The sequence below is a fragment of the Kitasatospora griseola genome, from assembly GCF_044999035.1.
In the GTDB taxonomy this organism is placed as follows: domain Bacteria; phylum Actinomycetota; class Actinomycetes; order Streptomycetales; family Streptomycetaceae; genus Kitasatospora; species Kitasatospora griseola.
On record NZ_CP173360.1, the window covers coordinates 3783972 to 3799395 of the forward strand.

The following is a 15424-nucleotide window of genomic DNA, read 5'->3' on the forward strand; positions in this document are numbered from 1 at the left end:
CGCCTCCCGCACCGGGGAACGATCAACGGATGAAGACCGAGGCCTTGGTGGCCAGGTCGAGGAAGTACTGCGGGAGCAGACCCAGGCCCAGGGTGACCAGCACGCCGAAGGCGATGGTGGTGGCGGTGAGGGCGCTGGGGACGGCGACCGCGGGGCCGGAGGGCTGGGGGTCGGAGAAGAACATCAGGACGATGACGCGGATGTAGAAGAAGGCGGCGATCGCGGAGGACAGCACACCGACGATGACCAGCGGGGCGGCGCCGCCGCCGGCCGCGGCCTGGAAGACGGCGAACTTGCCGGTGAAGCCGGAGGTGAGCGGGATGCCCGCGAAGGCCAGCAGGAACAGGGCGAACACCGCGGCGAGGAGCGGGGAGCGGCGGCCCAGGCCGGCCCAGTTGGACAGGTGGGTGGCCTCGCCCTTGGAGTCGCGGACCAGGGTGACGACGGCGAACGCGCCGAGGGTGACGAAGGAGTAGGCGAGCAGGTAGAAGAGGACGGCGGCGACGCCGCGCCGGTCGGTGGCGATCAGGCCGGTGAGGATGAAGCCGGCGTGCGCGACCGAGGAGTAGGCGAGGAGGCGCTTCACGTCCTGCTGGGTGACGGCGAGGATCGAGCCGACCACCATGGTGAGGATCGCGACGCCCCACATGACGGGCCGCCAGTCCCAGCGGATGCCGGGGAAGGCGACGTAGAACAGCCGCAGCAGCGCGCCGAACGCGGCGGTCTTGGTGGCGGCCGCCATGAACCCGCTGACGGGGGTGGGCGCGCCCTGGTAGACGTCCGGCGTCCAGGAGTGGAACGGCACCGCGCCGACCTTGAACAGCAGGCCGACGGCGAGCATGGCCAGGCCGATCAGCAGCAGCGCGTCGTTCTGGGTGGTGACGGCGAGCGCCGGGGTGACGGGGGCGGTGCCGGCGACCACGTCGGCGATCTCGCCGAGCCGGAGGGTGCCCGCGTAGCCGTAGACCAGCGCGGTGCCGAACAGGAAGAACGCGGAGGCGAACGCGCCGAGCAGGAAGTACTTGACGGCGGCCTCCTGCGAGAGCAGGCGGCGGCGCCGGGCGATCGCGCACATCAAGTACAGCGGCAGCGACAGCACTTCGAGCGCCACGAACATGGTGAGCAGGTCGTTGGAGGCGGGGAAGAGCAGCATGCCGCCGACCGCGAACAGGGTGAGCGGGTAGATCTCGGTGGTCCGCAGGCCCTCGCGGGTGGCTTCGCGTTCCTGTTCGCCGCCGGGGACGGCGGCGGCCTGCGCGGCGAACGCGTCGATCCGGTGGCCGTTGATGCGCGGCTCCAGCCGGCCCTCGGCGTAGGTGAGGACGGCGAGGACGGCGGTCAGCAGGATGACGCCCTGCAGGAACAGCGCGGGCCCGTCGATGGCGACCGAGCCCATCGCCAACAGGCCCGCCCTGGTGGAGGCGTGGCCCTGGGCGGCGAGCACCACCACGGCGACGAAGCCGCCGACCAGGCCGACCAGCGAGATGCCGAGCTGGGTGGCGGCGCGCAGCCGCCGCGGCAGGAACGCCTCGGCCAGGATGCCGACCAGCGCGGCGCCGAACACCACGAGCATCGGCGAGAGCTGGCCGTACTCGATGTGCGGGGCGGGGATGCTCGGACTGTTGCCGCCGGCGGCGGCCAGCACATGGGTGGAGATCACTTCTGCTCACCTCCGTTGGTGGCGGCGACCGGGTGGGCGGGCGCGGGATCGACGCGGTGGACCTGGCCGAGGGTGTCGTTCACGGCGGGGTTCACGATCCGGGTGAGCGACTGCGGGTAGACGCCGAGCAGCAGGGTGAGGGCCACCAGCGGGGCTACGACGGCGAGTTCACGGGCCTTCAGGTCGGGCATGCCCGTGACGGACTCCTTCACCGGGCCGGTCATGGTGCGCTGGTACAGCATCAGCGCGTACAGCGCGGCCAGCACGATGCCGAAGGTGGCGATGATGCCGATCACCGGGTAGCGGGTGAACGTGCCGACCAGGACCAGGAATTCGCTGACGAACGGAGCCAGGCCGGGCAGCGACAGGGTGGCCAGGCCGCCGATCAGGAAGGTGCCCGCCAGGACGGGGGCGACCTTCTGCACGCCGCCGTAGTCGGCGATCAGCCGCGAGCCGCGGCGGGAGATCAGGAAGCCCGCCACCAGCATCCACGCGGCGGTGGAGATGCCGTGGTTGACCATGTAGAGGGTGGCGCCGGACTGGCCCTGGCTGGTCATCGCGAAGATGCCCATGATGATGAACCCGAAGTGCGAGATGGACGCGTAGGCGACCAGCCGCTTGATGTCCTTCTGGCCGATGGCGACCAGCGCGCCGTAGACGATGCCGATCAGCGACAGCACCAGGATCGCCGGGGCGAAGGTCTTGGAGGCGTCCGGGAACAGGCCGAGGCAGAACCGGAGCATCGCGAAGGTGCCGACCTTGTCGACGACCGCCGTGATCAGGACGGCGGTTCCGGCGGTGGACTCGCCCATCGCGTTCGGCAGCCAGGTGTGCAGCGGCCACAGCGGGGCCTTCACCGCGAAGGCGAAGAAGAAGCCGAGGAACAGCGCGCGCTGCGCGGTCGGGTCGATCACCAGCTTGCCGGAGGAGATCGCGTCGGTCAGCGCGGGCAGGCTGAACGTCGCCTGCCCCTGGTCGCCGGCCACCACGTACAGGCCGATCACGGCGGCCAGCATGACCAGTCCGCCGAGCAGGTTGTACAGCAGGAACTTGACTGCCGCGTACGAGCGTTGGCGGGCCGAGTCGGGTCCGCCGGCCCGGTCGCCGAAGCCGCCGATCAGGAAGTACATCGGGATCAGCATGGCTTCGAAGAACACGTAGAACACGAACACGTCGGTGGCCAGGAAGGACACCAGCACCATCGCCTCGACGGCGAGGATCAGAGCGAAGAAGCCCTGGGTGCGGCGCTTGGACTCGAAGGAGCCCTCGGGTGCGGCCGGGTCGGCGTCGTGCCAGCCGGCCAGCATCACCAGCGGCACCAGCACGGCGGTGAGCAGCGCCAGCACGGTGCCGATGCCGTCCGCGCCGAGCGAGAAGCTGATCCCGAAGGACCGGATCCAGCTGTAGGACTCGGTCAACTGGTAGCGGGGGCCGTCGGGTTCGAAGGCTGCGGCGACCGCGATCGCCAGGCCCAGGGTGGCCGCCGAGACCGCGAGCGCGACGGCCTTGGTGGTGCGCCGCCGGGCCTCGCCGGTGCCGGCCGGGAGGGCAGCGGTGAGCACTGCTCCGGCGGCCGGGACGGCACAGGTGGCGGAGAGGAGGTAGCTCATCAGACCGACCTCATCAGGAGAGTGGAGGCGACCAGCACCAGCGTGCCGCCGAACATGGAGAGCGCGTACGTCCGGACGTATCCGGTCTGGATCCGGCGCAGCCGGCCGGACAGGCCGCCGATGGCGGCGGCCAGGCCGTTGACGAAGCCGTCCAGGCCCTTGCTGTCGAACCAGACCAGGGTGGCGGCGAGCGCCGAGCCGGGCCGGACCAGGACGGCGTGGTTGAAGTCGTCCTGCAGCAGGTCGCGGCGGGCGGCCCGGGTGAGCAGCGAGCCGACCGGCGCCTTCACCGGGACGGGGCCGCGGCCGTACATGACGTAGGCCAGGCCGACGCCGGCCAGCATGCAGACGGTGGCGATGACGCTGACCACGTACGAGTTGAACGGCGGGTGGCCCTCCTGGTGGCCGGTGACCGGCTCCAGGAACTTCAGGAAGGAGCTGCCGAGGGTGAACAGGCCGCCGGCGAACACCGAGCCGAAGGCCAGCACGATCATCGGGACGGTCATGGTCTTCGGGGACTCGTGCGGGTGCGGCAGGTTGCCGTCCCCGTCGGGCTGCCAGCGCTTCTCGCCGAAGAAGGTGAGCAGCACCACCCGGGTCATGTAGAACGCGGTGATCACGGCGCCGGTCAGCGCGCACAGGCCGAGGATCCAGCCCTCGGCGCCGCCCTTGGCGAACGCCGCGTCGATGATCTTGTCCTTCGACCAGAAGCCGGACAGCAGTGGGAAGCCGATGAGCGCGCCGGTGCCGAGCAGGAAGGTCCAGAAGGTGACCGGCATGTACTTGCGCAGCCCGCCGTAGTGCCGCATGTTCACCTCGTCGTTCATGCCGTGCATGACCGACCCGGCGCCGAGGAACAGCCCGGCCTTGAAGAAGCCGTGGGTGACCAGGTGCATGATCGCGAAGGCGTAGCCGATCGGGCCGAGGCCGGCCGCCATGATCATGTAGCCGATCTGCGACATGGTCGAGCCGGCCAGCGCCTTCTTGATGTCGTCCTTGGCGCAACCGACGATCGCACCGAACACCAGCGTCACCGCGCCGACCACCACGACGGCGGTCTGCGCGTCGGGGGCCAGGTTGAAGATCGCCGCGGAGCGGGTGATCAGGTAGACGCCGGCGGTGACCATGGTCGCGGCGTGGATCAGCGCGGAGACCGGGGTCGGACCCTCCATCGCGTCGCCCAGCCAGGACTGCAGCGGAACCTGCGCGGACTTGCCGCAGGCGGCGAGCAGCAGCATCAGGGCGATCGCGGTGAGCTTGCCCTGGCTCGCGTCGCCGGCCGCGCCGAACACCGGGCCGAAGGCGAACGAGCCGAACTCGGCGAACATCAGCATGATCGCGATGGACAGGCCCATGTCGCCGACCCGGTTGACGATGAACGCCTTCTTGGCGGCCGTCGCGGCGCTCGGCTTGTGCTGCCAGAACCCGATCAGCAGGTAGGACGCCAAGCCGACGCCCTCCCAACCGACGTACAGCAGCAGGTAGTTGTCGGCCAGCACCAGGATCAGCATGGCGGCCAGGAACAGGTTCAGGTAGCCGAAGAACCGGCGGCGGCGCTCGTCGTGCGCCATGTAGCCCACCGAGTAGAGGTGGATCAACGAGCCGACGCCGGTGATCAACAGCACGAAGACGATGGACAGTTGGTCGAGCTGGAAGGAGATGTCGGCCTGGAAGCCGTCCACCGGGATCCAGGTGTACAGCCGCTCGACGACGGCGCGGTGCTCGGCGTCACGGCCGAGCATGTCCGCGAACAGGGCGAGGCCGAAGGCGAAGGACAGCGCCGCGAGTGCGGTCGCGATCCAGTGCCCGAACCGGTCCAGGGCCCGTCCGCCGAGCAGCAGCAGGGCAGCGCCGGCCAGCGGCGCCGCGACCAGCAGCGGAATGAGAGAGTTCACTGAAGGGCCCTCCGCCTACAGCTTCATCAGGTTGCTGTCGTCGACCGAAGCGGAGTGCCTGGTCCGGAAGATGGAGACGACGATGGCGAGGCCGACCACGACCTCGGCCGCCGCGACCACCATCGTGAAGAACGCGAGGATCTGGCCGTCCAGGTTGCCGTGCAGCCGGGAGAACGTGACCAGCGCCAGGTTCGAGGCGTTGAGCATCAGCTCCACGCACATGAACAGCACGATCGCGTTGCGACGGATCAGCACGCCCGAGGCGCCGATGGTGAACAGCAGCGCGGCCAGGTACAGGTAGTTGACCGGGTTCACTCCGCCTCCTCCTTGGTCGGGGTCGGCACGGTCTCCAGTGCCTGGCGGGGCCCGGCCACCTGCGGGCGGGCGGAGGACGGCCGGCCGAGCCAGTCGGCGGTGGTCTCCTCCAGTTCGGCCATCCGCTGCAGCATCTCCTGGCTGACGTCGCGGATCTGGCCGCGCTCGCGCAGGGTGCCCATCACCGAGTCCTCGGCGACGGTGCCGTCGGGCAGCAGCGCCGGGATGTCCACCGCGTTGTGCCGGGCGTACACGCCGGGGGCGGGCAGCGGCGGCACCTGGATGTTGTCCTTGACGCGCTGTGCGGCCAGTTGACGCTGGGTCATCCGCTCGCGGATCTTCTCGCGGTGGGTCAGCACCATGGCGCCGATCGCCGCGGTGATCAGCAGCGCGCCGGTCACCTCGAACGCCCACACGTACTTGGTGAAGATCAGCTTGGCCAGGCCCTGCACGTTGCCCTCGGCGTTCGCCTCGGACAGGCCGGTGAAGTGCGACAGCTTCGCGTTCGCCAGGCCGGCGATCAGCAGCACGCCGAAGCCCACGCCGCAGAGCACGGCGGCGACCCGCTGGCCCTTCAGCTGCTCCTTCAGCGAGTCCTCCGAGGAGACGCCGACCAGCATCACCACGAACAGGAACAGCATCATGATCGCGCCGGTGTAGACCACGATCTGCACCACGCCCAGGAACACCGCGCCCTGCGCCAGGTAGCAGACCGCCAGCGACAGCATGGTCGCGGCCAGGCAGAGCGCCGAGTGCACCGCCTTCTTCATCAGCAGCATGCCGAGCGCCCCGCCGACCGCGATCACGGCCAGCACCCAGAACTGCACGGCCTCGCCGGTGGAGGTCATGACTGCGCCTCCTTGTCGCGCGCGTGCTTCTCCTGCTGCACGGTGCCCGGCGCGGCGCCGGTGATCTCGCCCCGGTAGTACGCGCCCTCGTCGGCGCCCGGGAAGATCGAGTGCGGCGAGTCGACCATGCCCTCGGTCAGCCCGACCAGCAGCTGCTCCTTGGTGAAGATCAGGTCCTGCCGGCTGGAGTCGGCCAGCTCGTACTCGTTGGTCATGGTGAGCGCCCGGGTCGGGCAGGCCTCGATGCACAGCCCGCACAGGATGCAGCGGGCGTAGTTGATCTGGTAGACCGCGCCGTAGCGCTCGCCGGGCGAGTAGCGCTCGTCGTCGCGGTTGTCGGCGCCCTCGACGTAGATCGCGTCGGCGGGGCAGGCCCAGGCGCACAGCTCGCAGCCGATGCACTTCTCCAGGCCGTCCGGGTGCCGGTTCAGCTGGTGGCGGCCGTGGAAGCGCGGAGCGGTGGGCTTCTTGCACTCCGGGTACTGCTCGGTGAGCCGCTTCTTGAACATGGCCTTGAAGGTCACGCCGAAGCCGGCGGCCGGCCCGAGGACCGACTTCTCCGAGGATTCGTCAGACATGGCTGGGCTCAGCTCCCTTCGGAATGGTCGGCCCCGTTGAGGGCGTCCTGGAGTTGCGGGGTCCGGCGACGGCGGCGCGGGACGGGCGGCAGTTCCTGACCGGGCAGCGGCGGCACCGGGTAGCCGCCGGCCATCGGGTCGAAGGCCGCGGGCGGGGCGGCGGGCGGCTCCTCGGGCTTCTTCCGCACCAGGTCGGCCACCAGTGCGATCACCAGGACCGCCGCCAGCGGGGCGCCCACGTACAGCAGCACCTTGGTGAAGTCGTAGCCCTCGTTGCGCAGCGCCCGCACCGCCGACACCATCACCAGCCACACCAGGGAGACCGGGATGAGCACCTTCCAGCCGAGCTTCATGAACTGGTCGTAGCGCAGCCGGGGCAGCGTGCCGCGCAGCCAGATGAAGAAGAACAGCAGCAGCTGGATCTTCAGCACGATCCACAGCATCGGCCACCAGCCGTGGTTGGCCCCCGCCCAGAAGGTGGAGATCGGCCACGGGGCCCGCCAGCCGCCGAGGAACAGCGTCGAGGCGACCGCCGAGACGGTGACCATGTTGACGTACTCGGCCAGCATGAACATCGCGAACTTCAGCGAGGAGTACTCGGTGTTGAAGCCGCCGACCAGCTCGCCCTCGGCCTCCGGGAGGTCGAACGGGGCGCGGTTGGTCTCGCCGACCATCGCGATGATGTAGACGATGAACGACACCGGCAGCAGCACCGCGAACCAGGTCGGCTGCTGCGAAGCGACGATCTCCGAGGTCGACATCGAACCCGAGTAGATGAACACCGCCGCGAACGACAGGCCCATCGCGATCTCGTAGCTGATCATCTGGGCGGACGAGCGGATGCCGCCGAGCAGCGGGTACGTCGAGCCGGACGACCAGCCGGCCAGCACGATGCCGTAGATGCCCACCGAGGCGGTGGCCAGGATGTACAGCAGCGCGATCGGCAGGTCGGTGAGCTGCAGCGGGGTGCGGGTGCCGAAGATCGACACCTCGTTGCCGGCCGGGCCGAACGGGATCACCGCGAACGCCATGAACGCGGGGATCGCCGCGACGATCGGCGCCAGGATGTAGACCGCCTTGTCGGCGCCCTTGACCACCAGGTCTTCCTTCAGCGCCAGCTTCACGCCGTCGGCCAGCGACTGCAGCAGACCCCACGGACCGTGCCGGTTGGGGCCGATCCGCAGCTGCATCCAGGCGACGACCTTGCGCTCCCAGACGATCGCGATCAGCACCGTCAGCACCAGGAACGCGAAGCAGAACACCGCCTTCAGCAGCACCAGCCACCACGGGTCGCGGCCGAAGAAACCGAGGGTGTCGTACGCGGCAGCGACCATCGTGGGCTGCTGCGAAGCAAAGTCCAGCATCACGATTCCTCCGCCGGAGCGATGGTGACCAGGTGGCCGAGCGTGGTGCCGAGCGTGCGGTGCGCGCCGCCGCCGGGCGTCGAGTTGAGCGGCAGCCAGACCGTGCGGTCCGGCATCGCCTCGGTGACCTCCAGCGGCAGGGTCAGCGACCCGGCCGGGCCGGAGATCCGCAGCAGCGCGCCGGTGGCGCCGATCTCGGCGGCGGTGGCGGCGGACAGCCGGGCCACCACCGGGTGCCGGGTGCCGGCCAGGTGCTGGTCGCCGTCCTGCAGCGAGCCGTTGTCGAGCAGCATCCGGTGCCCGGCCAGCACGGCCTGCCCGGTCACCGGGCGGGGCAGCGTGCCGGGGTGCGCGCCGGGCGCGGCCGGGCGGTCGCCCTGCCACGGGGCGAAACGGTCCAGCTCCAGCCGGGCCGCCCGGACGTCGGGCAGGCCGATCGGCTTCTCCAGCGCGTCCGCGACCATGGACAGCACCCGGACGTCCGAGTGCAGGTGGCGGCCCATCAGCTGGTCGGGCTTGATGGCCGGTTCGAACATCCGGACCCGGCCCTCCCAGTCCAGGAAGGTGCCGGCCTTCTCGGCGACGGCGGCGACCGGCAGCACCACGTCGGCGCGCGCCGTCACCGCGGACGGGCGCAGCTCCAGCGAGAGCACGAACTCGGCGCTCTCCAGGGCCTGTTCGGCGAGCGCCGGGTCCGGCAGGTCGTCCAGGCCGACGCCGCCGACCACCAGCGCGTCCAGTTCGCCCGCGACGGCGGCGGCCAGGATCCGGCCGGTGTCGCGGCCGGGTGCGGCGGGCAGGTCGTCGACGCCCCAGTGCGCGGCGGCCTCGGCGCGCGCGGCGGGCACCTCGACGGCCCGGCCGCCGGGCAGCAGCCCGGGCAGCGCGCCGGCCTCGACCGCGCCGCGCTCACCGGCCCGGCGCGGCACCCAGGCGAGCTTCGCCCCGGTGGTCTGCGCCAGGCCCAGCGCGGCGGTCAGGCCGCCGGCGGTCTGGGCGAGCCGTTCGCCGACCAGGATCACCGCGCCCGGGGAGCGCAGCGCGTCCGCGCAGCGGCCCGCGTCGTCGGCGAGCACCTCGTCGCCCGCGAGCGCGCCGAGCCACTCGGCCTCGGTGCCGGGGGCGGCGGGCAGCAGCGCGCCGTGCAGCTTGGCGAGGCCCCGGGTGGCGTGCGAGGCGATCGAGAACACCCGCAGTCCGCTCGCCCGGTTGGCCTTGCGCAGCCGCAGGAAGACGATCGGCGCCTCCTCCTCGGCCTCCAGTCCGGCCAGCAGCACGGCCGGTGCGGCCTCCAGCTCGCGGTACGTCACGCCGCCGCCGTCCAGGTCCACGCCCTGCCCGGCGACGGCGGCGGCCAGGAACTCGGCCTCCTCGCCGCTGTGCGGGCGGGAGCGGAAGTCGACGTCGTTGGTGCCGAGCGCGAGGCGCGCGAACTTGCCCCAGCCGTAGGCGTCCTCGACGGTGACCCGGCCGCCGACCAGCGCCGCGGCCCGCTTGCCGCGCAGCCCCTCGGCGGCCCGGGCGAGCGCCTCCGGCCAGGACACGGCGACGAGTTCGCCGTCCTGCCGGACCATCGGCGAGGTGAAGCGGTCACGCTGCTGCGCGTACCGGAACGCGAACCGGCCCTTGTCGCAGTTCCACTCCTCGTTGACCTCCGGCTCGTTGCCGGCCAGCCGCCGCATCACCTTGCCGCGCCGGTGGTCGGTGCGCTGCCCGCAGCCCGCCGAGCAGTGCTCGCACACGGACGGCGAGGACACCAGGTCGAACGGGCGGGAGCGGAACCGGTAGGCGGCGGAGGTGAGCGCGCCGACCGGGCAGATCTGGATGGTGTTGCCGGAGAAGTACGAGTCCAGCGGCTGGTCGTCGCCGGTGCCGACCTGCTGGAGCGCGCCGCGCTCGACCAGGTCGATGAACGGGTCGCCGGCGATCTGCTGCGAGAACCGGGTGCAGCGCGCGCACAGCACGCACCGCTCGCGGTCCAGCAGCACCTGGGTGGAGAGCGGGATCGGCTTCTCGTACGTCCGCTTCACGCCCTCGAACCGGGACTCCGCGGCGCCGTTGGTCATCGCCTGGTTCTGCAGCGGGCATTCGCCGCCCTTGTCGCAGACCGGGCAGTCCAGCGGGTGGTTGATCAGCAGCAGCTCCATCACGCCGTGCTGCGCCTTCTCGGCGACCGGCGAGGACAGCTGGGTGCGCACCACCATGCCCTCGGCGACCGGGATGGTGCAGGAGGCGACCGGCTTGCGCTGTCCCTCGACCTCCACGATGCACTGGCGGCACGCCCCGGCGGGGTCGAGCAGCGGGTGGTCGCAGAAGCGCGGGATCTGGGTGCCGATCTGCTCGGCGGCGCGGATCACCAACGTGCCCTTGGGGACGCTGACTTCGACGCCGTCGATGGTGAGCGTGACCAGCTCGGTCTGGGTGGAGGAAGGCTCCGTGACCGTCACGCGTGCACCTCCCTCTCGGTGGCGGACTCGTGGACGGAGGCCCGGTCGGCCCAGACGGTGGAGGCCGCCGGGTCGAACGGGCAGCGGTGTTCGTTGATGTGCTGCTCGTACTCGGCGCCGAAGTGCTCCAGCGAGGAGACGATCGGGCTGGCGGCGCCGTCGCCCAGCGCGCAGAAGGACTTGCCGTTGATGTTGTCGGCGATGTCCAGCAGCTTCTCCAGGTCGCCGGGCACGCCCTGGCCGGCCTCGATCCGCTTCAGCAGCTGGACCAGCCAGTAGGTGCCCTCCCGGCAGGGGGTGCACTTGCCGCACGACTCGTGGGCGTAGAACTCGGTCCACCGGGTGACGGCCCGCACCACGCAGGTGGTCTCGTCGAACACCTGCAGCGCCTTGGTGCCGAGCATCGAGCCGGCCGCGCCGACGCCCTCGTAGTCGAGCGGGACGTCGAGGTGCTGGTCGGTGAACATCGGGGTGGACGAGCCGCCCGGCGTCCAGAACTTGAGGCGGTGCCCGGACCGGACGCCGCCGGTGATCTCCAGCAGCTGGCGGAGCGTGATGCCGAGCGGAGCCTCGTACTGGCCGGGGTTGGTGACGTGCCCGGACAGCGAGTACAGCGTGAAGCCGGGCGACTTCTCGGTGCCCAGCGACTTGAACCAGTCCTTGCCGCGGGCCAGGATCGGCGGCACCGAGGCGATCGACTCGACGTTGTTGACCACCGTCGGGCAGGCGTACAGGCCGGCGATCGCCGGGAACGGCGGGCGCAGCCGGGGCTGGCCGCGGCGGCCCTCCAGCGAGTCCAGCAGCGCGGTCTCCTCGCCGCAGATGTACGCGCCGGCGCCCGCGTGCACGGTGATGTCCAGGTCGATGCCCTCGCCGAGGGCGTCCTTGCCGAGGAACCCGGCCTCGTACGCCTCGGCGACCGCCGCCTGGAGGCGGCGCAGCACCGGGACGACCTCGCCGCGGAGGTAGATGAAGGCGTGGTTGCAGCGGATCGCGTAGGAGGCGATCGCCATGCCCTCGATCAGCGAGTGCGGGTTGGCGAACAGCAGCGGGATGTCCTTGCAGGTGCCCGGCTCGGACTCGTCGGCGTTGACCACCAGGTAGTGCGGCTTGCCGTCGTTCTGCGGGATGAACTGCCACTTCATGCCGGTGGGGAAGCCGGCGCCGCCGCGGCCGCGCAGACCGGAGTCCTTGACCAGGGCGATCACCTCGTCCGGGGCCATCGCCAGGGCGGCCCGCAGGCCGTCGTAGCCGCCGTGGCGGCGGTAGGTGTCGAGGGTCCAGGGGCGGTGGTCGTCCCAGGACGCGGAGAGGACCGGGGAGAGCAGCTTCTCGGCCGGCTCGGCGGAGGTCATCACGCTTCCGTCCCTTCGTGCCGGGGGGAGACCACCTTGGCGCCCGGGGTGCCGGGCAGCGCCTCGCCCTTGGCCAGCCGCAGGCCGGCCAGCGAGGGCGCGCCGCCGGCCCCGGACTCGTCGACCGCGCCCTCGCGCGGGTCGGCGAAGCCGGCCAGGATCCGGGAGGTCTCCTTGAACGAGCAGAGCTTCGCGCCGCGGGTCGGCCGGACCTCTTCGCCGGCCCGTAGCCGGTCCACCAACTCCCGTGCGGATTCCGGCGTCTGGTTGTCGAAGAACTCCCAGTTCACCATCACCACGGGCGCGTAGTCGCAGGCCGCGTTGCACTCGATCCGCTCGATCGAGATGGCGCCGTCCTCGGTGGTCCGGTTGTTCTCGATCTCCAGGTGCTGCTTCAGCTCGTCGAAGATCTGGTCGCCGCCGAGCACCGCGCACAGCGTGTTGGTGCACACCCCGACGTGGTGCTCGCCGGCCGGGCGGCGGCGGTACATGGTGTAGAAGGTGGCGACCGCGGTGACCTCGGCGGTGGTGAGGTCCAACTGCTCGGCGCAGAACCGGATTCCGGTGGAGGAGACGTAGCCCTCCTCGGCCTGCACCAGGTGCAGCAGCGGCAGCAGCGCGGAGCGGGAGTGCGGGTAGCGGGCGATCAGTTCGGCGGCGTCGGCGGCCAGTCGCTGCGCGACCTCCGGCGGGTAGGGCTTGGCCGGCAGCGCCGGCAGGCCGAGTTCTGTGCTGCTCACCGGTCCACGCCTCCCATCACCGGGTCGATCCCGGCCACTGCCACGATCACGTCGGCCACCTGGCCGCCCTCGCACATCGCCGCCACCGTCTGCAGGTTGGTGAACGACGGGTCGCGGAAGTGCACCCGGTAGGGCCGGGTGCCGCCGTCGCTGACCACGTGCACGCCGAGCTCGCCCTTGGCCGACTCGACTGCCGCGTACGCCTGGCCGACCGGCACCTTGAAGCCCTCGGTGACCAGCTTGAAGTGGTGGATCAGGGTCTCCATCGAGGTGCCCATGATCTTCCGGATGTGGTCCAGCGAGTTGCCCATGCCGTCGGGGCCGACGGCGAGTTGGGCGGGCCAGGCGATCTTCTTGTCTCCGACCATCACCGGTCCGGGCCTGAGCCGGTCCAGGCACTGCTCGACGATCCGCAGCGACTGCTTCATCTCCTCCAGGCGGATCACGAACCGCCCGTAGGAGTCGCAGCTGTCGGCCGTCGCGACGTCGAACTCGTAGTTCTCGTACCCGCAGTACGGGTCGGTCTTGCGCAGGTCGTGCGGCAGCCCGGTGGAGCGCAGGATCGGGCCGGTGGCGCCGAGCGCCAGGCAGCCGGGCAGGTCGAGGAAGCCGACGTCGACCAGGCGGGCCTTGAACACCGGGTTGTCGGCGGCGAGTTTGTCGTACTCGTGGGCCCGGGAGCGGAGCAGTTTGACGCTCTCGCGGATCTTGTCGACGGCGCCGGGCGGCAGGTCCTGGGCCAGGCCGCCGGGGCGGATGTAGGCGTGGTTCATCCGCAGGCCGGTGACCAGCTCGAAGATGTCCAGGATGACCTCGCGGTCGCGCAGGCCGTAGATCATCAGGGTGGTGGAGCCGATCTCCATGCCGCCGGTGGCGAGGGCCACCAGGTGCGAGGAGATCCGATTCAGCTCCATCATCAACACCCGGATCACGGACGCCCGTTCGGGGATGTCGGCGGTGATCCCGAGGAGCTTCTCCACGGCCAGGCAGTAGGCGGTCTCGTTGAACAGCGGAGTGAGGTAGTCCATCCGCGTCACGAACGTGGTGCCCTGCACCCAGTTGCGGAACTCCATGTTCTTCTCGATGCCGGTGTGCAGGTAGCCGATGCCGCAGCGGGCCTCGGTGACCGTCTCGCCGTCGATCTCCAGGATCAGCCGCAGCACGCCGTGGGTGGACGGGTGCTGCGGGCCCATGTTGACGATGATCCGCTCGTCGTCGGCGCCCGCGACGGCCTCGGCGACCTCGCCCCAGTCGCCACCGGTGACGGTGAACACCCGTCCCTCGGTGGTCTCCCTGGAGCCCGCTTCGTATTGTGTGCTGCTCATCAGGTGTACGACCTCCGCTGGTCGGGAGCCGGGATCTGGGCGCCCTTGTACTCGACGGGGATGCCGCCGAGCGGGTAGTCCTTGCGCTGCGGGTGCCCCAGCCAGTCGTCCGGCATCATGATCCGGGTGAGCGCCGGATGGCCTTCGAAGACCAGTCCGAAGAAGTCGTAGGTCTCCCGCTCGTGCCAGTCGTTGGTCGGGTAGACGTCCACCACGGACGGGATCCGCGGGTCCGCGTCGGGCGCGGTCACCTCGATCCGGATCAGCCGGCCGTGGGTGATCGACCGCAGGTGGTAGACCGCGTGCAGCTCCCGGCCCGCCTCGCTCGGGTAGTGCACGCCGCTGACGCCCAGGCACAGTTCGAACCGCAGCGCCGGGTCGTCGCGCAGGATCCGCACCGCCTTCAGCAGGTGCTCGCGGGCGACGTGGAAGGTCAGTTCGCCGCGGTCGACGACGGTCTTCTCGATCACGTCGTCGACGTCGAGGCCCTGCTCCTCCAGCGCGCCCTCGAACTCGTCGGCCACCTCGTCGAAGTAGCCCCCGTACGGGCGCTCGCTCGGGCCGGGCAGCACGATCGGGGCGTTCAGCCCGCCGAAGCCGGAGGTGTCGCCGGTGCCCTGCGCGCCGAACATGCCCCGCCGGGTGCCGACCACCTCGACCGGGATCTCCCGCCTGGTCGCCGGGACTTCGGGCTTCTCGTTCTCGGCCTTGTCCTGCTCGCTCATCGCAGCAGCCCCCGCATCTCGCTGGTCGGGGTGGCCTGCAGCGCGAGGCGCTCGGCCTCCTCCTCGGCCCGGCGGCGGTTCACACCGAGCTTCTCGTGCTGGATCTTGTCGTGCAGCTTCAGGATCGCGTCCATCAGCATCTCCGGGCGGGGCGGGCAGCCCGGCAGGTAGATGTCCACGGGGACGATGTGGTCGACGCCCTGGACGATCGCGTAGTTGTTGAACATGCCGCCGGAGGAGGCGCACACGCCCATCGAGATGACCCACTTGGGGTTCGGCATCTGGTCGTACACCTGGCGCAGCACCGGGGCCATCTTCTGGCTGACCCGGCCGGCCACGATCATCAGGTCGGCCTGCCGCGGCGAACCGCGGAACACCTCCATGCCGAACCGGGCCAGGTCGTAGCGGCCCGCGCCGGTGGTCATCATCTCGATCGCGCAGCAGGCGAGCCCGAAGGTGGCCGGGAAGACCGAAGCCTTCCGCACCCAGCCGGCGGCGGCCTCCACGCTGGTGAGCAGAAAGCCGCTCGGCAGCTTCTCCTCGATACCCATCAGTTCCCTCT

Annotated in this window: 13 protein-coding genes; all 13 read right to left on the minus strand. The window is 70.8% G+C overall.

Going from position 1 to position 15424, the window contains the following annotated elements:
• Positions 1–22: 22 nt before the first annotated feature.
• Genes nuoN through ACI1MP_RS17015 form a run of 13 tightly spaced genes read right to left on the minus strand, consistent with a single transcriptional unit; the run spans position 23 to position 15413 of the window.
• On the minus strand, positions 23–1660 hold the full coding sequence (gene nuoN / locus ACI1MP_RS16955) for an NADH-quinone oxidoreductase subunit NuoN (RefSeq protein ID WP_380338123.1): 1638 nt from the start codon (positions 1658–1660) through the stop codon (positions 23–25).
• Positions 1657–3270 carry an NADH-quinone oxidoreductase subunit M gene (locus tag ACI1MP_RS16960; protein ID WP_404868951.1) on the minus strand — a complete coding sequence of 538 codons (1614 nt, stop codon included), beginning with the start codon at positions 3268–3270 and terminating at the stop codon, positions 1657–1659. Before ACI1MP_RS16960 ends, nuoN begins: the two co-directional genes overlap by 4 nt.
• Positions 3270–5165, minus strand: coding sequence for an NADH-quinone oxidoreductase subunit L (nuoL, locus tag ACI1MP_RS16965; RefSeq protein ID WP_100587501.1), 1896 nt, complete (start codon positions 5163–5165; stop codon positions 3270–3272). Before nuoL ends, ACI1MP_RS16960 begins: the two co-directional genes overlap by 1 nt.
• A gap of 15 nt (positions 5166–5180) precedes the next feature.
• On the minus strand, positions 5181–5480 hold the full coding sequence (gene nuoK, locus ACI1MP_RS16970) for an NADH-quinone oxidoreductase subunit NuoK (RefSeq protein ID WP_404868952.1): 300 nt from the start codon (positions 5478–5480) through the stop codon (positions 5181–5183).
• Positions 5477–6328: an NADH-quinone oxidoreductase subunit J gene (locus ACI1MP_RS16975; protein WP_100587502.1), complete on the minus strand. Its 852-nt coding sequence runs from the start codon at positions 6326–6328 to the stop codon at positions 5477–5479. The genes nuoK and ACI1MP_RS16975 overlap by 4 nt, the downstream gene beginning before the upstream one ends.
• Complete coding sequence (nuoI, locus tag ACI1MP_RS16980) at positions 6325–6906, minus strand: NADH-quinone oxidoreductase subunit NuoI (RefSeq protein WP_043915676.1); 582 nt, start codon at positions 6904–6906, stop codon at positions 6325–6327. The genes ACI1MP_RS16975 and nuoI overlap by 4 nt, the downstream gene beginning before the upstream one ends.
• 8 nt (positions 6907–6914) lie before the next feature.
• Positions 6915–8270 (minus strand): NADH-quinone oxidoreductase subunit NuoH, encoded by a 1356-nt coding sequence (gene nuoH / locus ACI1MP_RS16985; protein ID WP_404868953.1) that lies wholly within the window; start codon positions 8268–8270, stop codon positions 6915–6917.
• Positions 8270–10717, minus strand: coding sequence for an NADH-quinone oxidoreductase subunit G (locus ACI1MP_RS16990; protein WP_380338134.1), 2448 nt, complete (start codon positions 10715–10717; stop codon positions 8270–8272). The genes nuoH and ACI1MP_RS16990 overlap by 1 nt, the downstream gene beginning before the upstream one ends.
• Complete coding sequence (gene nuoF, locus ACI1MP_RS16995) at positions 10714–12072, minus strand: NADH-quinone oxidoreductase subunit NuoF (RefSeq protein ID WP_404868954.1); 1359 nt, start codon at positions 12070–12072, stop codon at positions 10714–10716. The genes ACI1MP_RS16990 and nuoF overlap by 4 nt, the downstream gene beginning before the upstream one ends.
• Positions 12072–12812 carry an NADH-quinone oxidoreductase subunit NuoE gene (gene nuoE, locus ACI1MP_RS17000; protein ID WP_043915673.1) on the minus strand — a complete coding sequence of 247 codons (741 nt, stop codon included), beginning with the start codon at positions 12810–12812 and terminating at the stop codon, positions 12072–12074. The genes nuoF and nuoE overlap by 1 nt, the downstream gene beginning before the upstream one ends.
• The gene (locus ACI1MP_RS17005) at positions 12809–14137 is read right to left on the minus strand and encodes an NADH-quinone oxidoreductase subunit D (RefSeq protein ID WP_404868955.1); all 1329 of its coding nucleotides are present in this window, start codon (positions 14135–14137) and stop codon (positions 12809–12811) included. The genes nuoE and ACI1MP_RS17005 overlap by 4 nt, the downstream gene beginning before the upstream one ends.
• Positions 14137–14862 (minus strand): NADH-quinone oxidoreductase subunit C, encoded by a 726-nt coding sequence (locus ACI1MP_RS17010; protein ID WP_100587506.1) that lies wholly within the window; start codon positions 14860–14862, stop codon positions 14137–14139. The genes ACI1MP_RS17005 and ACI1MP_RS17010 overlap by 1 nt, the downstream gene beginning before the upstream one ends.
• Positions 14859–15413, minus strand: coding sequence for an NADH-quinone oxidoreductase subunit B family protein (locus tag ACI1MP_RS17015; protein WP_043915670.1), 555 nt, complete (start codon positions 15411–15413; stop codon positions 14859–14861). The genes ACI1MP_RS17010 and ACI1MP_RS17015 overlap by 4 nt, the downstream gene beginning before the upstream one ends.
• Positions 15414–15424: the final 11 nt, after the last annotated feature.